At 60.3% G+C, this 19,949-nt stretch carries 15 protein-coding genes; 8 read left to right on the forward strand and 7 right to left on the reverse strand.

Annotation, left to right across the window (positions count from 1 at the left end; all coding sequences use genetic code 11):
* Positions 1 to 274 precede the first annotated feature (274 nt).
* Positions 275 to 2,044: a M4 family metallopeptidase gene (locus BN1143_RS14910; RefSeq protein WP_042051169.1), complete on the forward strand. Its 1,770-nt coding sequence runs from the start codon at positions 275 to 277 to the stop codon at positions 2,042 to 2,044.
* A gap of 46 nt (positions 2,045 to 2,090) precedes the next feature.
* Here the strand turns inward: BN1143_RS14910 and BN1143_RS14915 are convergent, their stop codons facing one another.
* On the reverse strand, positions 2,091 to 2,990 hold the full coding sequence (locus BN1143_RS14915) for a LysR family transcriptional regulator (RefSeq protein WP_042051170.1): 900 nt from the start codon (positions 2,988 to 2,990) through the stop codon (positions 2,091 to 2,093).
* 209 nt (positions 2,991 to 3,199) lie between these two features.
* Here BN1143_RS14915 and mdtH point away from each other — a divergent pair, with 209 nt between their 5' ends.
* Positions 3,200 to 4,393, forward strand: a complete 1,194-nt coding sequence (gene mdtH / locus BN1143_RS14920) for a multidrug efflux MFS transporter MdtH (protein WP_005309498.1) — start codon at positions 3,200 to 3,202, stop codon at positions 4,391 to 4,393.
* Positions 4,394 to 4,454: 61 nt separating this feature from the next.
* On the opposite strand, the gene BN1143_RS14925 is transcribed toward mdtH, so the two are convergent.
* From BN1143_RS14925 to aspA, 3 genes are all read right to left on the reverse strand, one after another.
* A complete protein-coding gene (locus BN1143_RS14925) occupies positions 4,455 to 5,546 on the reverse strand; it encodes a porin (protein ID WP_042051172.1) in 1,092 nt (363 codons plus the stop codon).
* 200 nt (positions 5,547 to 5,746) lie between these two features.
* Entirely contained in the window at positions 5,747 to 7,066 is a 1,320-nt protein-coding gene (locus BN1143_RS14930; protein ID WP_005309503.1) for an anaerobic C4-dicarboxylate transporter, read from the reverse strand.
* Between the two features lie 127 nt (positions 7,067 to 7,193).
* A complete protein-coding gene (gene aspA, locus BN1143_RS14935; RefSeq protein WP_005309505.1) occupies positions 7,194 to 8,636 on the reverse strand; it encodes an aspartate ammonia-lyase in 1,443 nt (480 codons plus the stop codon).
* 449 nt (positions 8,637 to 9,085) lie between these two features.
* On the opposite strand from aspA, the gene BN1143_RS14940 reads away from it, so the two are divergent.
* Positions 9,086 to 9,562, forward strand: a complete 477-nt coding sequence (locus BN1143_RS14940; RefSeq protein ID WP_042051174.1) for an FxsA family protein — start codon at positions 9,086 to 9,088, stop codon at positions 9,560 to 9,562.
* A 23-nt stretch (positions 9,563 to 9,585) separates the two neighbouring features.
* On the opposite strand, the gene BN1143_RS14945 is transcribed toward BN1143_RS14940, so the two are convergent.
* Complete coding sequence (locus BN1143_RS14945; RefSeq protein ID WP_019839813.1) at positions 9,586 to 10,986, reverse strand: MATE family efflux transporter; 1,401 nt, start codon at positions 10,984 to 10,986, stop codon at positions 9,586 to 9,588.
* Positions 10,987 to 11,167: 181 nt separating this feature from the next.
* Between BN1143_RS14945 and BN1143_RS14950 the strand changes: the two genes are divergently transcribed.
* The 5 genes from BN1143_RS14950 to BN1143_RS22050 all read left to right on the forward strand — a co-directional run bounded on the left by BN1143_RS14950 (position 11,168) and on the right by BN1143_RS22050 (position 15,932).
* Positions 11,168 to 11,461: a co-chaperone GroES gene (locus BN1143_RS14950; protein WP_005309514.1), complete on the forward strand. Its 294-nt coding sequence runs from the start codon at positions 11,168 to 11,170 to the stop codon at positions 11,459 to 11,461.
* Positions 11,462 to 11,503: 42 nt separating this feature from the next.
* Positions 11,504 to 13,138, forward strand: a complete 1,635-nt coding sequence (gene groL / locus BN1143_RS14955) for a chaperonin GroEL (protein WP_042051175.1) — start codon at positions 11,504 to 11,506, stop codon at positions 13,136 to 13,138.
* Positions 13,139 to 13,233: 95 nt separating this feature from the next.
* Positions 13,234 to 13,731 carry a putative pterin-binding protein gene (locus BN1143_RS14960; protein ID WP_005309520.1) on the forward strand — a complete coding sequence of 166 codons (498 nt, stop codon included), beginning with the start codon at positions 13,234 to 13,236 and terminating at the stop codon, positions 13,729 to 13,731.
* A 23-nt stretch (positions 13,732 to 13,754) separates the two neighbouring features.
* Complete coding sequence (locus BN1143_RS14965) at positions 13,755 to 15,686, forward strand: putative bifunctional diguanylate cyclase/phosphodiesterase (protein WP_017785684.1); 1,932 nt, start codon at positions 13,755 to 13,757, stop codon at positions 15,684 to 15,686.
* 57 nt (positions 15,687 to 15,743) lie between these two features.
* Positions 15,744 to 15,932 (forward strand): hypothetical protein, encoded by a 189-nt coding sequence (locus BN1143_RS22050; protein ID WP_080628999.1) that lies wholly within the window; start codon positions 15,744 to 15,746, stop codon positions 15,930 to 15,932.
* 73 nt (positions 15,933 to 16,005) lie between these two features.
* Here the strand turns inward: BN1143_RS22050 and rluA are convergent, their stop codons facing one another.
* Together rluA and rapA are read right to left on the reverse strand one after the other, a co-directional pair.
* Positions 16,006 to 16,662, reverse strand: coding sequence for a bifunctional tRNA pseudouridine(32) synthase/23S rRNA pseudouridine(746) synthase RluA (gene rluA, locus BN1143_RS14970; RefSeq protein WP_042051176.1), 657 nt, complete (start codon positions 16,660 to 16,662; stop codon positions 16,006 to 16,008).
* A gap of 130 nt (positions 16,663 to 16,792) precedes the next feature.
* Positions 16,793 to 19,660, reverse strand: a complete 2,868-nt coding sequence (gene rapA, locus BN1143_RS14975) for an RNA polymerase-associated protein RapA (protein WP_042051177.1) — start codon at positions 19,658 to 19,660, stop codon at positions 16,793 to 16,795.
* Positions 19,661 to 19,949 lie beyond the last annotated feature (289 nt).

Raw genomic sequence — 19,949 nt, forward strand, 5'->3', positions numbered from 1 at the left:
GGACTTTCAGCCGTTATCAAGGCTGCGCTATCCCCATATGGAGGGGCGGCTCCGACCGTCATTGGGGCGCCTTGTCATTGTTCGGCCTTTCCTGGTGTTATTCGCCATTTTTTCGGCTCTTTACGCTACCAAAAACAGGCAACAGCAGATTCTGCTATGGATTCATGCTGGGCTGTCACATATGACAGGCAGCAATTCCGATCGCGCCAACTAGTGTAGGAGCGCTGGGCAACGGACCCGGCGTGTAATCTTCATCGACTTAAGGAAAAGACGGATGAACAAAGTCTATTTGGCCGTGGTATTGGCCTGCTGGGGAAGCGCAGCCTTGGCTGCAGAACAGGTTGACGTACATCAGGTTGCCGGCATTCAGGGAGCACCGAGCGGTGCCGCCGGCGTCAGCGCGCTGGCCGGGGATGGCGAGTTCCGCCAGGTGCGGGCAGTCAAGCTGCCCAACGGCCAGCAGCGGGTACGCTATGAGCAGACCTGGCACGGTATCCCGGTCTGGGGTCAGGTGCTGGTGGCCGAACAGTCCCTCGGTGGCCAGATTAGCCAGGTCTCCGGCCAGATCCTGCGCCAGATCGATGCCGATCTGGCCAGCCCGACCGCGGCCCTGTCGCCTGCCGATGCCGCCAGCAAGGCGCGGGCCGGGGCCAAGGGCAGCAACGAGCGGGTCAAGCTGTTCGTGATGCAGGATGACGCGGGTCAGGCCAAGCTGGTCTATCTGGTCTCTTGGCTCGCGGCGAGCGAAGAGCCGAGCCGTCCCTTCGTGATGATCGATGCCCAGACCGGCAACGAGCTCAAGCGCTGGGAAGGGATCAACCACAAGGATGCCACCGGCCCGGGCGGCAACATCAAGACCGGCAAATATTTCTACGGCTCCGACTTCGGCCCGCTGCAGGTGGATGACAACTGCCGCATGACCAGTGCCAACGTTGACACCCTCAACATGAATCACGCCACCACGGGCGGCACCATCCACCAGTTCACCTGCCCGGAGAACACGGTCAAGGAGATCAACGGTGCCTACTCGCCCCTCAACGATGCCCACTACTTCGGCAACGTGGTGTTCGACATGTACCGCAACTGGTACAACACGGCGCCGCTGACCTTCAAACTGAAGATGCGGGTGCACTACAGCCGCAACTACGAGAACGCCTTCTGGGACGGCAGCCAGATGACCTTCGGTGACGGCGCCACCACTTTCTATCCGCTGGTGAGCCTGGATGTGGCAGCCCACGAGGTGAGCCACGGTTTCACCGAGCAGAACTCGGGGCTGGTCTACTCCGGCCAGTCGGGCGGCATCAACGAGGCCTTCTCCGACATGGCGGGGGAAGCGGCCGAGAACTACATGAAGGGCAGCAACGACTGGCTGGTGGGCGCCCAGATCTTCAAGGGCAACGGCTCCCTGCGCTATTTCGAGGATCCGACCCGGGATGGCAGCTCCATCGGCCACGCCAGCGACTACTATGACGGCATCGACGTGCACCACAGCTCGGGTGTCTACAACCGCGCCTTCTACCTGCTGGCCAACACCAGCGGCTGGAATACCCGCAAGGCCTTCGAAGTGTTCGTGCTGGCCAACCGTCTCTACTGGGGCGCCAACACCACCTTCGATCAGGGCGCCTGTGGCGTGACCAAGGCGGCGACCGATCTCGGTTACAGCGTGACCGACGTGGCGGCCGCCTTTACCACGGTCGGGGTCAATGCCACCTGTGGCGGCACCACTCCGCCCACTGGCAGCGTGCTGCAAAACGGGGTACCGGTGACCGGTCTCTCCGCCGCCAAGGGTGGCAAGCTGAACTTCACCATCGACGTGCCGGCCGGCAAGAGCCAGCTGGTGATCGCCAGCAGCGGCGGTACCGGCGATGCGGACCTCTATGTGAAGTTCGGCAGCGTGCCGACCAGCAGCAGCTATGACTGCCGCCCCTACAAGAGCGGCAACGCCGAGACCTGCACCCTGAACTCGCCCAAGGCGGGGACCTGGAACGTGCAGCTGAGCGCCTACAGCGCCTTCTCGGGGGTGACCCTCAAGGCCAGCTACTGAACCACTGTAAATAGATAGGGAGCGCCGGACTTGTCCGGCGCTTTTTTTATGCGGGTTTTCCCGCCCAGCGGGCGGCCAGGGTACGGGCGGCCTCCAGCACTCGCTCCTTGGCGGGGTTGGGGCGCTTGCCGCTGCGCCAGGCCATCATCACGTCCCAGTGATCTGGCGGCAGATCCACCACGTCCAGCTGCACCAGCCGGCCAAATTCCAGATCCCGGGCGATGGCGAGCGCCGGCATCAGGGTGATGAAGCCGTGTTCCAGCGCCAGCTCCCGCGCCGCGCTGGCGGGCTGGATGGCGTGCAGCGGGCTCGCCACCTGGCGCAGCAGGCGCAGCTGCAGGATCAGTTCGTCGCAGCCGGTGCCCCACTGCTGGGGCGCCAGCCGTTCGTTGGCGATGTCCTGCAGGGTCAGGCCTTGCCGCCCGGCCAGCGGATGGGTGGCGCAGACCACCGCTATGATGGGGGAGCGGTAGAGCAGCTCTAGCTGGATGCCGGCGATGGCGGGACACTTGAGGATGAAGCCGACGTCGGTCTCGCCGGTCAGCAGCTCCTGCATGATGATGCCGGAGTGATCCGTGTTGCAGCGGATCTCGAAGGTTTCGTCGACCAGTGCCAGCAGCAGGGGGCCGAACACCACTGTCGTCAGGGAGGGCAGGCAGGCGAGCCGGATGCGCGGCAGGGCCGGTGCCCCCTGCATGGCCAGCCGGCCCCCTTCCAATGCGCTGAGGGCCGCGCTCGCCGCGGGCAGAAACTGCTCGCAGGCCGGGGTGGGGGTGGCGCCGCGCCGATGGCGGCGAAACAGGGGCTGGCCCAGATCCTGCTCCAGTACGGCGATCCGCTGGCTCACCATGGGTTGCGACCAGCCGCGCACGGCCGCCGCCTTGCTGAAACTGCCGCGATTGACCACATCCAGCAGCAACTGCAGATCGTCGAGGGTCATAGCCATAAGATAATCCAATATGAAATATAGCCAGTTGTCGGCTACCACTATATCTGGCGTCCTTCCAGAATAGCAGTATCAATCGTTGTGCTTTGGCATATTGCCACACCGGCTCAGGGGCTTGCAGCACCTTGAGTCCGTTTGGTGACGGCGTCATTCGGGCGACGAGCAGTAATCGATATGAATGTCATCAGAGCAGCAGGGGACGGGTAGTCATGGTGGATCGGGCGAGGCGGTTGGGGCGGTGGTTTTTGGCGTTGGATTCCCTCTTGGTGATCCTGGGGTTCTTCGTGGTGATGCCCATGATCAGCCTGCGCTTCGTGGATCAGCTCGGCTGGGCGGCCGGGGTGGTCGGCCTGGCGCTGGGGTTGCGTCAGCTGACCCAGCAGGGGCTGGGCATTCTGGGGGGCTCGCTGGCGGACAAGTTCGGGGCGCGCCCGCTCATCGTGGGCGGCATGCTGCTGCGGGCGGCGGGGTTTGCCAGCCTGGCCTATGCCCAGAGCGGCCTTGAGCTGATCCTCTCCTGCATCATCTCGGGGCTCGGCGGCTGCCTGTTCGACCCGCCCCGGGCGGCGCTGGTGATCAAGTTCACCCGGCCGCGGGAGCGGGGTCGCTACATCTCCTTGTTGATGATGCTGGAGAGCGCCGGCGCCGTGGTGGGGGCCCTGCTCGGCAGCTGGCTGCTCAACTTCGATTTCGAATACGTCTGTCTGCTGGGGGCCGGCCTGTTTGTCTGCGCCGCCCTGTGCAACCTGCTGATCCTGCCCCCCTACAAGCTCTCGGTGCGGCCGACCCCGATCCGCGCCGGTCTCGGCCAGGTGCTGGCCGACAAGGCATTCTGCCGACTGGTGCTGATCCTGAGCGGCTACTATGCGCTCTGGGTGCAGGTGATGCTGATCTTCCCCATCCTGGTCAAGCAGATGGCGGGCAGTACCACGGCGGTTGGCTGGATGTATACCCTGGAGACCGCCATCTCGCTGGCGCTGCTCTATCCGCTGGCGCGCTATGGCGAGCGGCGCTTCAAGCTGGAGAGCCGGCTGATGGCCGGGGTACTGCTGATGACCACCGGCATCGGGCTGGTGGCCTTTGCCAACACCCTGCCAGCCGTGTTTATGCTGCTGGCCTGCTTCTATCTGGGGATCGTCATCGCCGAGCCGGCGCGGGAGACCCTGATGACCAAGCTGGCGCAGCCGGGGGCGCGCGGCAGCTACATGGGCTTCAGCCGGCTGGGGCTGGCGCTGGGAGGTATGACGGGGTATGTGGGGGGCGGCGCCCTGCATGACTACGCCATGGCTCAGGGGCAGCCCTGGTTGCCCTGGCTGGTGCTGGGCACAGTGGGCGTGACCACCTTGCTGCTGCTGGCCAACTGCTTTCATCGCGAGTCGAGTCTGGCGCGGGTCAACGTCTGAATGGGCATAAAAAAACCGGCCGCAGGCGGCCGGTAAAAAATACAGTAGGCTACAGGAAGACTTAGAAGTTGTACTGCAGGGCCACGGCGACCACGTCGTCGGTGTTCTTGCCCAGCGAGTTGGTGTGGGTGCCGTTGACGTTGTCCAGCAGGTTGATCTTGTAGTCAACGTAGGCGTTGAAGTTGTCGGTGAAGTTGTACCAGGCACCGATGGAGACGTATTCGGTGGCGGTGTCATCGATGCCGCGAGCGTTGTCCTTCACGTCGGTGCGCAGGTAGGCCACGGACGGCTTGAACTTGCCGAAGGCATACTGGGCCACGGCTTCGTAGCCATCCATCTTCTCGGCGTAACCGTTGAAGGTGCTGACGTACATGTGGTCTTCACCGTGGGAGTAGGTGGCAGCCAGGTAGAGGTCGCCGACGGCGTACTTGGCGCCCACGCCGTACAGTTTGGCGTCGCTGTCGCCACCGAAGGAGGCGTTGGCAGCCTGCTCGTCGGTCTTGCCGGCCTGGTTGTAGGCGGCACCCAGGCTCAGGCCCATGTCGAAGTCATAGTTGGCAGACACGGCGAAGCCTTCGGCGGAACCCTTCGGATTCCAGGTGCTGTTGGTGCCAGTCAGGTTGGAGCGATCGGCGTTCTGCGGATCGTTGTTGCCGGTGAACTGGGCACCCAGGGTCAGGCCCTGATAGGTATAGATGTATTGAGCCAGGCCATTGGTACGACCGGTGCCGAACACTTCGGTGTCCTTGCCCAGGCCGTCACCGCCCCACTCGGGCAGCACGTCGGTGTAGTTGTTCACGGCTTTGGTGAACAGGCCGTCCTGGCGACCGTAGCTGAAGGCACCGAAGCGATCGTGCTTGATGCCGGCGTAGGCATAACGCAGCTCGTCATTGTCGGAACCTGAGGTCGGCAGGTTGTACTCGGCAAAGCCGAAGGCCTGCATTTCCGGAGCAATCTTGGTTTCGCCGGCGATGTGCAGACGCAGGTAGCTGGCGTCGCCTTCAGAATCGTTGTCATCAGTGCCGTAGTACATGCCCTGGGCGCGACCACCGATGTCGAGCTTGGTGTCGTTCTGGTTGTAAACGGTCGCGGCTTGCGCACCACCGGCCAGCAGCAGGCTGGAGATGGCCATGGTCAATGCTGTTTTTTTCATTGTTCGTTCCTCTGGTGTAAACACTGTCGGACCTGTGCTCGGCCCTGTTGATCGGTTTCTGTTCCGATAGCCCAGAGTAGCCCTGTGAACCTTGATAGAAACTGAAGCGGACAAGGATTAATTAATGGTTTGACCAGAAAGGCAGGCATAAAAAACGGCCCAGAGAGGGCCGTTTGAACATTTGTGGAATTAAATGCTGTTTAGAGCATCATGCCACCGAAGAAGAAGCCGAGCGCTACGGCGATGGCGATGGTGGCCACACCCGGTACGAAGAAGGGGTGGTTGAACACGGCCTTGCCGATGCGGGTGGAGCCGGTGTCGTCCATCTCGACTGCGGCCAGCAGGGTCGGGTAGGTGGGCAGCACGAACAGGGCGCTCACGGCGGCGAAGGAGGCGATGGCGGTCAGCGGGCTGACACCCAGTGCCAGGGCGGCCGGCATCAGGGCCTTGGTGGTGGCGCCTTGTGAGTAGAGCAGCATGGCGGCGAAGAACAGCACCACGGCCAGCAGCCAGGAGTACTGGTTCAGCAGGTCGCCGGCGATGAGCTGGATGGTATCCATGTTGCCCTTCACGAAGACGTTGCCGAGCCAGGCCACACCCAGTACGCAGATACAGGCGGACATGCCGGACTTGAAGGTGGGCATGTTGGTGACCTGGGTCACGTCCAGCTTGCACACCAGAGTCATGATGGTGGCCGCGGCCAGCATGATGCCCATGATGGCGCCGTCACGGGGGATCGGCGGGTTGGTGATGAGGCCCACTTTACCGGAGATGGCAGTGGCATAGGCCATCACGGCCACGATGGCGGCGATGAAGATCCAGACCGACAGCTTGGCGTAGGGTTTGATCTCGAGCTGGGTGGTACCACGCAGCTTGATCTGCCCCTTGGCCTTGCGCTCCAGGTAGACTTCATCCTGGTCCAGCGGCTTGCCCAGCATGTTGGCGACGAAGGCGCCGAGGATGCAGGCGATGAAGGTGGAGGGGATGCAGATGGCCAGCAGGGTCAAGTAGTCAACACCGAACGGCTCCAGCATGCCGGAGAAGGCGACCACGGCTGCGGAGATGGGCGAGGCAGTGATGGCGATCTGGGAGGCGACGACCGCGATGGAGAGCGGACGGGACGGGCGGATGCCCTGCTCCTTGGCCACTTCGGCGATCACCGGCAGGGTGGAGAAGGCGGTGTGACCGGTACCGGCCAGCATGGTCATCAGGTAGGTGACCACAGGGGCGGCGAAGGTGATGTATTTGGGGTTCTTGCGCAGGGCTTTTTCGGCCAGGTGCACCAGGTAGTCCATCCCGCCGGCCAGCTGCATGCAGGCGATGGCGCAGATGACGGACGCGATGATCATGATCACGTCCCAGGGGATGTAGGTGACCAGCTGATCGCTCGGGATCTGCACCCCGAGGCCCCAGGTCAGTACCAGTACCCCCAAACCACCGGCAAAGCCGATGCCGATGCTGCCTATCCGGGCCCCCAGATAGATAGCGGCGAGCACGACGAGCAACTCGATTCCAATCATAGTGAACACTCCATTTTCCAGTTTTTTTAGGTTTTATTTGGCAGAAAAGCCAATTCCCGATGGGGCTGGGCAAGACCTATCGGGAACTGACTCTATGGGCCGGGATGATCCCGGCCCATTTGCTCGCTTATACGGTGGCTTCGCGGGTGTAACGCTTGGCTTTGTATTGCGGGTTCATCAGGTTCTCGATGGAGAGGATTTCGTCCAGCTGTTCGGCGGTCAGCAGGCCGCGTTCCAGCACGACTTCACGGACGTTCTTGCCGGTCTGTGCACAGATCTTGCCGACGATGTCGCCCTCGTGGTGGCCGATGAAGGGGTTCAGGTAGGTCACGATACCGATGGAGTTCAGCACGTGGTTCATGCAGATTTCCGGGTTGGCGGTGATGCCTTCCACGCACTTCTCGCGCAGGGAGATGCAGGCCTTTTCCATCAGGCTCAGGGATTCGAACATCGCCTGACCGATCACCGGCTCCATGACGTTCAGCTGCAGCTGACCGGCTTCGGCGGCGAAGGTGATGGTGACGTCGTTGCCAAATACCTTGAAGCAGGACTGGTTGACCACTTCCGGAATGACCGGGTTGACCTTGGCCGGCATGATGGAGGAGCCAGCCTGCATTTCCGGCAGGTTGATCTCTTTGAGTGCGGTGCGCGGGCCGGAGGAGAGCAGACGCAGGTCGTTACAGATCTTGGAGAGCTTCATCGCCATGCGCTTGATGGCGCCGTGCAGCATCACGTAGGCGCCGCAGTCGGAGGTCGCTTCGATCAGATCTTCAGCAGGCACATAGGCGCGACCGGTGATCTCGGCCAGGCGTTTGATGGCCAGGGCGGAGTACTCGGGCGGGGTGTTCAGACCGGTACCGATGGCGGTGGCGCCCAGGTTCACTTCCAGCAGCAGCTCCTGGCAACGCTTGATGGACTTGATCTCTTCACGCAGGGTGACGGCGAAGGCGTGGAACTCCTGACCCAGGGTCATGGGTACCGCGTCCTGCAGCTGGGTACGACCCATCTTCAGGATGTTCTTGAACTCGGCAGCCTTGGCATCGAAGGCGGCGATCAGCGCTTCCAGGGCAAACAGGGTGGTGTCGGTGCTGTTCACCACGGCGACGCGGAAACCGGTGGGGTAGGCGTCGTTGGTGGACTGGCACTTGTTGACATGGTCATTGGGGTTGATGACGTCGTAGCGGCCTTTTTCCAGACCCATCAGCTCGAGGGCGATGTTGGCCAGTACTTCGTTGGTGTTCATGTTGACGGAGGTGCCGGCGCCGCCCTGGTAAACGTCGACCGGGAACTGGTCGAAGCATTTGCCGGTGTTCAGCATCAGGTCGCAGGCTTCCACGATCTTGTCTGCAATTTCAGGACGGATGGTGCCCAGCTCGCCGTTTGCCAGCGCGGCGGCTTTTTTGGTCAGCACCATGCCGCGGACGAATTCCGGAACGTCAGAAATCTTCTGAGAGCTGATCTTGAAGTTCTCGACGGCGCGCAGGGTGTGTACGCCGTAGTACATGTCGTTGGAAACTTCTTTGGTGCCCAGCAGGTCTTCTTCAATGCGGACGTTCTTGATGTCGCTCATTGTAATGCCTCAGAAATCAGATAAATGGAAACGATCCTCACCGAGTGGTCGCGAGTTCCTTACGCACGGTTCATCCTGAAGCACCACACATCGAGTGGGGCGGTTGGAGGCCTTTTTTGCCTCCTTCATTACTGGCGTCGATATTACCCCAATTGAGGTATCTGATATTAGACCTGGATCACTAAATTTGAGACAACCTCAAATAACTTGTGGTCATTAAACAGATATTGCAATCGACCGATTAACTTTGACAGAACAATGACTTCAATCACAGTCCGGCAAGCCGGTTTTTCTGCGGATCCGGCGCTGCGTCACCCTCCGCACTTGAAAAGTGCGCGCTGACCCCCATTTTAATCAACAGGAACCGATATCATGGTGGGTTGGCAGCGGCATCGACGGCTGTCTGGTCTGCCGGCGGTTCATTCACATTCACCCGCACTGAGGTTGTTATGGGCAAGTTGTTTCTATTGTTGGTCGGTCTGGTGGTGCTCGAGCTCACCGTGATGATCGAGGTGGGCTCCGTGATCGGCGCCTTGCCGACCGTCGGCCTGCTCATTCTGACGGCGGTGCTGGGCTCCTCTCTGGTGCGCAGCGAAGGGATCAAGACCCTGTTCAACGCGCAGCAGAAGATGCAGCAGGGGGAGATGCCTGGACGTGAGGTGATGGGGGGCATGATGCTGGCGCTGGCCGGTCTGCTGCTGATCATTCCGGGCTTCGTGACCGACTTCTTCGGCATCCTGTTGCTGCAACCCTGGCTGCGCAACAAGCTGGCCGACAAGCTGATCGGCAGCAACCAGTTCAGAATGCAGATGGGCGGTTTTCAAAGCCGTCAGCAGCCGTTCGACGAGGTGCCTGGCAGTGACCAGCCGGGTCAATCCCCGCGCGCCGGTACCACCATCGAAGGGGAGTTCGAGCGCAAGGAGTAAGTGCTGCGCTCAATCCCGGGCCATCAGGGCTTGCCCTGATGGCACAACTGCTCGAAGCGGTGGCGGGCATACCACCAGGCCAGAGTGCCCGCCGCCAGGTTCGCCAGCAGGATCCCCAGATAGATCCCCTGTTCTCCCCCCAGTTTTGCCCCCAGCCAGGCTCCTGGCAGCAAGAAGACAAACAATCGCAAGCCGTTGAACAGAAAAGAGATGCTGGATGCCCTCACGCCATTCAAGGCGGATGCCAGCAGCATCACCATGCCCTGAAAGCCATAACCGATGGGCACCAGGTGCAGATAGAGCACGATGAGGCGCACCACCTGCGGGTGATCGCTGAACAGATCGGCGATGAAGGGGGCCAGCAGCCAGGTCAGCGCATAGACCGCCAGCTGGAACAGCAGGGCGAAGCGCATGCAGAGCTGCAGCGCCGCCTTGGCGCGGGCCGGGTTGCCGGCGCCGCAGTTTTGCGAGATGAAGGGAGCCAGCACCGAGGAGAGCGCCATCATCACGATGAGCAGCAGGGCCTCGACTCTCGAGGCGGCGCCGTAGGCGGCCACCACTTCGGTGCCCAGTCCGGCGAAGATGGTCATCAGCACCGCATTGGCCAGCGGGTTGAGCATGTTGGTGAAGGAGGCAGGCACGGCCACGTGCAGTAGGGCGCGCCAGTGGGCCAGCAGCTGCGGGCGCGGGGAGAGGCGCCAGCGCAGCAGGCCCTCGCGGTGGCGCAATATATAGAGGCTGACCAGCATGGCCATCAGCCAGGAGAGGGAGGTGGCGATGGCGGCGCCGCGGATCCCCCACTCGGGAAAGGGGCCTATGCCGAAGATGAGCAGGGGATCCAGCACGCCGTTGACCAGCCCGGCCACCGTCATCACCAGGCTCGGGGTCTTGGTATCGCCGGTGGCCCGGATGGCGGCATTGCCCACCATGGGCAGCACCAGCATGGGGACGGTCAGATACCAGATCAGCATGTAGTCGTAGATGAGGGCGATCAGCGCATCGCTGGCGCCGAGCAGCCTGAACAGCGGGTGTATGGTGAGCGCCCCCGCCACGGCGATGAGGGTGACCAGCAGCACCGCCAGGAACAGGTTGTCGGTGGTGATGCGGGCGGCCTCTTCATGCTTGCCCTGGCCGAGGGCATGCCCCATCACGGCGGAGAGGCCGGCCCCCAGCCCCATGGCCAGCGAGGTGACCACGAAGGTGACCGGAAAGGTGAAGCTGATGGCGGCCAACGCCTGGGTGCCCAGCATGCCGATGAAGAAGGTATCGACCAGGTTGAAGGCGAGGATGGCGACGATGCCGAGGATCATGGGACCCGTCATGCGCAGCAGTACGGACGTCATGGGGGCTGTCAGCAGGGGATTGGGTCGGGTCACGGGCTGGTCTCTGTACATCTGGCGGAGTTCTGGCTGCTGGCAGCACAAACCGGTTTCCTGACCGGGACTCGGGCGATCCATCAAAGACCTTCATAGTACGTGAAAATATTTTTTTTGTATTTGCCCTTGAAGGGTTAACAAACGTACCCCACATCGGAGACATATCTAATTTGGCCAGGAATGGCCATTCCTCAAAGCAACACAGAGACTCATTTTGGGAGAGTTATCGATGAAAATTCGTCCACTGCACGACCGCGTCATCATCAAGCGCATCGAAGCTGAAGCCAAATCCGCTGGCGGCATTGTCTTGACTGGTACGGCGGCCCAGAAGTCCACCCGTGGTGAAGTTCTTGCCGTGGGGACTGGCCGAATTCTGGATAATGGCGACGTCAAAGCCCTCGCCGTCAAGGTTGGTGACAAGGTGATCTTCAACGAAGGCTACGGTGTGAAGACCGAGAAGCTGGATGGTCAGGACGTGCTGATCCTGTCTGAAACCGACATCCTGGCGATTGTCGAAGAGTAATCCACCCCTTTCCCCCAAGAATTGATTGAAGGACTGAACAAAATGGCAGCTAAAGAAGTCAAGTTTGGCAACGAAGCCCGCATCAAGATGCTGGAAGGCGTCAACATCCTGGCCGATGCAGTCAAGGTGACCCTGGGCCCGAAAGGCCGCAACGTGGTGCTGGACAAATCTTTCGGCGCTCCGACCATCACCAAGGATGGCGTCTCCGTCGCTCGCGAAATCGAACTGGAAGACAAGTTCCAGAACATGGGCGCCCAGATGGTCAAGGAAGTCGCTTCCAAGGCCAACGACGCCGCCGGTGATGGTACCACCACCGCGACCGTACTGGCCCAGGCCATTGTCAACGAAGGCCTGAAGGCCGTTGCCGCCGGTATGAACCCGATGGATCTGAAGCGCGGTATCGACAAGGCCGTGGTAGCCGCCGTTGCCGAGCTGCAAGCGCTGTCTCAGCCCTGCGCAGACAACAACGCCATCGCTCAGGTAGGCACCATCTCCGCCAACTCCGACGAGAAAGTCGGCAAGCTGATTGCCGAAGCCATGGACAAAGTGGGCCGTGACGGCGTCATCACTGTAGAAGACGGTCAGGGTCTGGAAGACGAGCTGGCTGTGGTTGAAGGTATGCAGTTCGACCGTGGCTACCTCTCCCCGTACTTCGTCAACAAGCCGGAAACCGGTGCCGTCGAGCTGGACGACCCCTTCATCCTGCTGGTCGACAAGAAAATCTCCAACATCCGCGAAATGCTGCCGGTGCTGGAAGGCGTGGCCAAGGCTGGCAAGCCGCTGATCATCGTCGCCGAAGACGTTGAAGGTGAAGCGCTGGCGACTCTGGTGGTCAACACCATGCGTGGCATCGTGAAAGTGGCTGCGGTCAAGGCGCCGGGCTTCGGTGACCGTCGCAAGGCCATGCTGCAGGATATCGCCATCCTGACTGGCGGTACCGTGATCTCCGAAGAAGTGGGCATGGAGCTGGAAAAAGCGACCCTGGAAGACCTGGGCCGTGCCAAGCGTATCGTCATCACCAAAGAGAACACCACCATCATCGATGGCGTGGGTGATGCAGGCCTGATCGAGAGCCGTGTGGCCCAGATCCGTCAGCAGATCGAAGAGACCTCTTCCGATTACGACCGTGAGAAGCTGCAAGAGCGCGTAGCTAAACTGGCTGGCGGCGTTGCAGTGATCAAGGTGGGTGCTGCCACTGAAGTCGAGATGAAAGAGAAGAAAGCACGTGTCGACGATGCCCTGCACGCGACTCGCGCTGCGGTGGAAGAAGGCGTGGTTGCCGGTGGTGGTGTGGCGCTGGTGCGCGTTGCTGCCAAACTGAGCGGTCTGCGTGGCGACAACGAAGACCAGAACGTGGGTATCAAGGTTGCTCTGCGCGCCATGGAAGCTCCGCTGCGTCAAATCGTCATCAACGCCGGTGAAGAAGCCTCTGTCATCGCCAACGCGGTGAAGAACGGCGAAGGCAACTATGGCTACAACGCCTACACCGAACAGTACGGCGACATGCTGGCCATGGGCATCCTGGATCCGACCAAGGTGACTCGTTCTGCCCTGCAGTTTGCCTCTTCCGTTGCCGGTCTGATGATCACCACCGAGTGCATGGTCTCCGAGCTGCCGAAGAAAGATACCCCTGCCATGCCTGACATGGGCGGCATGGGTGGCATGGGCATGATGTAATTCAGCCTGGGTTACCAAACGGCTCGCTTTTGCGAGCCGTTTTTTTTATGGCGACTAGACTGAGTCTATTGTCAGTGACTTTATCCGAGGTGAACATGCGTGTACTGGGTTTGATTTCATTACTGTTTTCTCTGGCCATGCCGGCAATGGCGCTGGAAACGCCGCAAGGTCCCGTCATCCTGAAGGTGACCGGCAATGTACAACCGGCGGAAGCGACCGAAGGGGTGGTCTCCTTCGATCTGGCGATGCTCAAGGCGTTGCCGCAGCACGAGATCGTGACCGCCAACCCCTGGGTCGACAAGCCGCACAAATATGTGGGCCCCAAGCTGGCTGATCTGCTGGCCGCTGTCGGCGCGGATGGCAAGGCGATCACCTTGACCGCATTGAACAGTTTTCAGATCAGGCTCAACTGGGATAAGGTCAAGCAATACGACCCGATTCTGGCCTGGCAAGATGATGGGGTCACCATGCGGGTACGGAATAAGGGACCGCTTTGGTTTATCCTACCGCTGGATCAATATCCCGAGCTGAAACGCTCGGAGTTTACCGACATGATGATTTGGCAATTGAATGCCATTGATATTCAGCATTGATGTAGTGGCTTCTGGGAGCACGAGTGAAAGCAAAGACCAAGGCGTGGCCTTTACTCATCGTTCTTTATCTATCCATCCTGCTGTTCACCGGGAGCACTCTGTATTGCCTCGCACAAATACAGAATGCGACCCGGGTGATGGAGAAGTATACCTATGACGTCTCCTGGGCCCTGATGCAGTTGCAACTGGAGTTGGGGCGCTTCCTCAACTCCGTCGAGATTTACCATTATGGCGGTATCGATCACGATACCCTGATGTTGCGCTACGACATCCTCTGGAGCCGCACCCCCATCCTGCTCAGCGGCCAGCTGCGTCAGAGCATGAAGGACAAGCAGAAGACCCTGCGGCTTGTGCAGTTGATCGAAAGCAATATCCGCGAGATGGAGCCCAACATCACCAACCTGAAGTCGGGAACGCCGGATTATCAGCAGATCATGATGCGGCTGTCGCCTCTGCAGGAACCGCTCTCCTATTCCCTCGCCTCCGTGATGCAGAAGAACATCAACGTCTATTCTGGCAATGACAAGCGCTTCGGCCAGTTGCGCAATGCCCTGCTGTTCATGGTATCCGGGCTGGTGTTGTCGGTGATGCTGCTGAGCGGCCTACTGATCCGCGAGGCGCGCCGCCATTTCAGAGTGGCGAGGATAGACCCCCTGACCGGGCTCTCCAATCGCCTGGCCCTGCTTGAGAAGATGGAATCCTACGCCAGCAAGGAGACGCCGTTTGGTCTGGTGCTGGTTGACATCAATGACTTTCGCGACATCAACAGCAAGTTCGGTTACAACACCGGCGACTTCCTGTTGCAGGAGCTGGCGAAACGGATGCGCGGCCTGTGTGAAAACGGTGAGTGGGTGGCCAGGCTTGGCGGTGACCAGTTCGCCATGATCCAGCGCGAGAGCAGTGATCTGCGTCAGGTGAGGGAGCTGGTAGCCCGTTTGCTGCACGCGCTCAAGCAGGACATCATCATCGACAACTATCCGTTCCGGCTGGAGGTGGGCATCGGTATCGCTTTCTTCCCGATGGACAGCAAACAGGCCCAGGAACTGCTCAGCCGGGCCGAGCAGGCTCTGTTCCACAGTCGCAAGACCCATGTGCCATACGTCATCTATGACAGCTCGCTGCTCAATGAGACGGCGCGTCGCAAGCATCTGGCCAGCGACATGATCATGGCGCTGGAGCACAATGCGCTCGAGCTCTACTATCAGCCCATCGTCAACCTGGAAAGCGGCCGCTGCGAGGCGGTCGAGGCCCTGCTGCGCTGGCGTCACCCTGAGCTTGGTTTCATCCCGCCCAACGAGGTGATCCAGGTCGCCGAAGAGTTTCAGCTGGCCGAAAAGCTGGGTAGCTGGGTGCTGAACACCGCCTGTGAGCAGCTCTATCAATGGCAGCAGCTGGGCCTGGTGGATCTGCAGATGTGTGTGAACATCTCTCCCGGCATGTATCAGCGCAACCTGTTGAAACTGGTGGCCAAGGCACTGATGGACCACCATATCCCGGCTGCCAGCCTGGTGCTGGAGGTGACGGAAGACACCACCATGCGCGAGGTGAAAAACTCCCTGCAGCTGATGCAGGACCTCAACCAGCAAGGGGTACAGCTGGCGCTGGATGACTTCGGGACGGGCTACTCGTCTCTCAGTTATCTGCAGAAACTGCCGGTCAGCAAGGTGAAGATCGATCGCTCCTTCATTCAGGGGATCGATACCTCCATCGAAGCGTCCGAGCTGGTCGCCAACATCTGCCGGATGGGCTCCATGCTGGGCAAGAGTCTGGTGTGCGAAGGGATTGAAACCCAGGCCCAGCTCGACGTGCTGCGCACCTTGACCGACATCCATCTCTATGGTCAGGGTTATCTGTTCAGCCGTCCGGAGCAGGCGGAGAAGGTCTATCAGACCCTGCTGGAGATGGAAGAGGAGTGGCTGGAGCGGCGTCAGCCCGACAAGGCGTATTTAATTTAGCCAAAGTGCTCATGTCTGGCCTAAGATGGCCGATAGTCTTAGGGCAGGAGGTACACCATGGATATATCTAGTTCTGCATCTGCGTCATTTGGTTCTGCATTGATGACGGCCAGCCTGGCCAAGAAACAGCAGACCCAAGAAGGTGAATCTGCATTGAAACTGCTGCAAACAGCAGCTCAATCAGCACCGGTTGCACCGACATCGGCCAACGCTTCTCTGGGAAGTAAAATCGATATTCGCGTCTGACCCTAACGAAAAAGCCCCCATCTCGTCGATGGGGGCTTTTTTATGTCTGCGATATCGCGATGTCTCTCTTGGCTCAGACCGGAAAAGGGGCTGGTGCCTCGAAGGTCATCCGTTCGCCGCTGCGGGGGTGGCTGATGGTCAGGCTGGCCGCATGCAGGTAAAGATGAGGCGCCGCTGTCAGGGCATCCGGGTAGGCGTAGAGGTTGTCGCCGAGGATGGGGTGTCCCAGCTCCAGCATATGAACCCGTAGCTGATGGGAGCGACCGGTAATGGGGGTCAGCTTGATCAAGCTGTTGCCATTTTCTACCTTCAGCTTCTGCCACAAGGTCAGGGCGTGACGCCCCTCCTCAAAGTCCACCTTCTGCTTCGGGCGGTTGGGCCAGTCGACGCAGAGCGGCAGATCCACTTCACCCGCATCCAGTTCCGGCTCGCCCCACACCCAGGCCAGATAGTGTTTCTCGGTTTCCCGCTCGCGAAATTGCCGGCTCAGCTCCCGGTGAGAGTTGGGATTGAGGGGGATCACCAGCACACCTGTGGTCGCCATGTCGAGACGATGGGCTGCCGCCGCCTTGGGGTGCTGTTGTTTCACCCGATGGAGCACGCTGTCTTCATTCTCGGGGCCGCGCCCGGGGACGCTCAGCAGGCCAGTGGGCTTGTTGACCACCATGATGTCCTTGTCCTTGAACAGGATATCGAGCCAGGGTTCCAGGGGCGGTGAGTATACAAACATAGCGTCTCGCATCTTTGGTCAAAGCGGGGGCAAGCCCCCATCAGTTTTGGATTACCACGATAAAAGTGCATGGCATCCAACTCGCGTTGGGTCTGGTCGTTATAAACCAGACGATGCTTTCACCGTTTTATCAGTTATGGGTAACCACGATAAAGCGGATGGCATCCAGCTTGAGTTGGGTCTGGTCGATCAGGTGGTGCAATTCTGCCTGCAGATTGCGCAGATAATCCAGTTCGCTGTCGCGCACGTTCGGGTTGACTGCCTTGAGCGCCTCCAGACGATCGAGATCCTGCTGCAGAGTTTGCGCCATCTGAGTACGGGCCTGGTCGACAATATTCGCCTTCAGTCCTTCGGCAATCGCCTGGCCCTGGCCAATCAGACCGTGGATCACTGGCTGGGAAGCGGTGACCAGCTTGCTGCCCAGGTGGCGGTTGACCGGCGTCAGCTGGCGGTTGAAGGCATCGAAGGCCACCTTCTCACCCAGGTTGTTGCCGTTCTTGTCCATCAGCAGCCGGATCGGCGTCGGTGGCATGAAGCGGTAGAGCTGGGGATGGGCCGCAGACTCGGCGACGAAAATCAGCTCCAACAGGATGGAGCCGACCGGCAGCGCCTTGTTTTTGAGCAGAGCTACCGAGGTGGCACCGATCTCGGAGCCGAGGATCAGGTCGATACCGCCGCGCATCATGGGGTGATCCCAGGAGAGGAACGACATGTCGTCCCGCGACAGGGCAGTGGTACGATCGAAGGTGATGGTCATGCCGTCTTGCGGCAGTCCCGGGAAGCTCGGCACCAGCATGTGGTCGCCCGGCATCAGCACCAGTGCGTTCTCACCGCGATCATCCTGATTGACGCCGATCTCGTCGAACATCTTAAGGGCGAAGGAGATCATGCCGGTGTCGTCATCTTCGGCGGCCAGCTTCTCGACCAGCTGCTGGGCGGCTTCGCCACCGCTGGAGTGGATCTCCAGCAGACGATCGCGACCCTGTTCCAGTTTGGCATTTAGCGGCTCGTGCAACTCGCGGGTGCGGGTCAGCAGTGCTTCTAGGGTCGCCTGCTCACCGGTGTTGGCGGCCAGCAGCTCGAACAGTTCGTCACGCACCGCTTCAAACACCGGGCGTGCGGTCGGGCAGGTCTGCTCGAACGCATCGAGGCCATCGTGATACCAGAGCTGCAGGGCGCGCTGGGAGGTGCCCTCCAGATAGGGAACGTGGATCTCGACAGTGTTCTGCTGGCCGATGCGATCGAGACGGCCGATCCGTTGCTCCAGCAGATCCGGGTTGAGGGGCAGGTCGAACAGCACCAGATGGCTGGCAAACTGGAAGTTGCGACCTTCGGAGCCGATCTCGGAGCAGAGCAGCACCTGGGCGCCCCCCTCAGCTTGAGCAAAATAGGCGGAGGCCTTATCCCGCTCCAGGATGGACATCCCCTCGTGGAAGACGGCGGCGCGGATCCCCTCGCGGGTACGCACGGCCTCTTCCAGCGCGATGGCGGTGGCCGCTTCGGAGCAGATCACCAATATCTTCTGCTGGCGGGCAGAGATCAGCAGTTCCAGCAGCCAGTCGACGCGCGGGTCAAACTGGGTCCAGCTGGCGTTGTCGCCTTCAAACTGCTGGAAGATCTTCTCGGGGTAGAGGTAGCGAAGGGCACGGGTCTGCAGATCGCCGCCGTTGCCACCCATCATGCCCATCACCTTGATGGCGGTCTTGTACTGCTCCGGCAACGGCATGGGGTAGACGTTGAGATGACGCTCGGGGAAGCCCTGAATGTTGGCGCGACTGTTGCGAAACAGCACGCGACCGGTGCCGTGCTGATCCAGCAGCTTGGCGACTGCCTGCTGACGGGCGGCCGCATCAGTGAGATCCAGACCATCAAGTTGGCCTGCCAGGGTCTGTTTGGCCGCTTCGCTCAGGGCCTCGCCATCCAGCAACTCCTGGGCGGCACTGGCGACTTGACCATAAGCCTGCTCCTCGGCGAGAAAGGCCTCGTAGTCGTAGAAACGCTCGGGGTCGAGCAGGCGCAGACGTGCAAAGTGGCTCTGATGGCCCAGCTGATCCGGGGTCGCGGTCAGCAGCAGCACGCCTGGCACCTGTTCGGCCAGCGCTTCCACCATTTCATAGGCACGGCTCGGCGCCTCCTCGCTCCACTCCAGGTGATGTGCCTCGTCGACGACCAGCAGATCCCATTCGGCTTCCAGCAACTGCTCGAAGCGGCGGCGTTTCTTGCGCAGGAAATCGAGGCTGCAGATCACCAGCTGTTCGGTTTCGAAGGGGTTTTCCGCATCGGCAAAGGCCTCGATGCAGCGCTCCTCGTCAAACAGGGAGAAGTGCAGGTTGAAGCGGCGCAGCATTTCGACCAGCCACTGGTGCTGGAGTGTTTCGGGCAGCAGGATCAACACGCGATGGGCGCGGCCGGAGAGCAGTTGCTGATGAATGATCATGCCCGCTTCAATGGTCTTGCCGAGGCCCACCTCGTCAGCCAGCAGTACGCGCGGGGCATAACGCTGGCCTACTTCATGGGCGATATAGAGTTGGTGCGGGATCAGGCTGACCCGGCCACCGGCCAGACCGCGGGTCGGATTGCGACGACGTTTGTGCTGGTTGACCAGCGCTTCGTAGCGCAGGGTAAAACGGGACATCCGGTCGATCTGGCCGGCGAACAGGCGATCCTGTGGCTTGTTGAACTTGATGAAGTTGTTGAGAAACACTTCCTTGAGGGCAACCGGCTCATCATTGTCGGTGCGAACACCTACATATATAAGCAGGCCATCTTTCTCCTGCACTTCATCGACCATCATGGTCCAGTCTTCGTGACTGGCTATCTGATCGCCCACATTGAAGCTGACCCGGGTGACCGGCGCCTCTTCTTTGGCATACATGCGGTTTTCACCGGTAGCCGGAAACAACAGGGTAACCATGCGTCCTTCAACAGCAACGACAGTCCCCAAACCCAGATCCGTCTCTGTATCACTAATCCAACGCTGGCCAAGTGCAAAAGGCATTAAACTCTCCAAAGCCCAAGAGTGTGTGAATCGCAAAGGGGCGCTATGTTACCCGAAGGCGTGAGCGCGATCACCATGGATATGGCGATGGTGGCAGCCATTTCATCCTGCTGTTGATCCAGCTCTTGTCCTGCATGATTGAAGATAGATGGCGTTGACTACGGGCGAGGAAATTGCTGGATTAAGCGACTTCTTGATTGATTGTTGAGCGATCGAACGATTTCTTCGAATTTAATGCGAATTGTCGCTTGCAAGCGTGATCCAGATCCCTATAATGCGCCCCATCGAC

Origin of the sequence: Aeromonas dhakensis, assembly GCF_000820305.1 — a bacterium.
GTDB classification, from domain to species: domain Bacteria; phylum Pseudomonadota; class Gammaproteobacteria; order Enterobacterales; family Aeromonadaceae; genus Aeromonas; species Aeromonas dhakensis.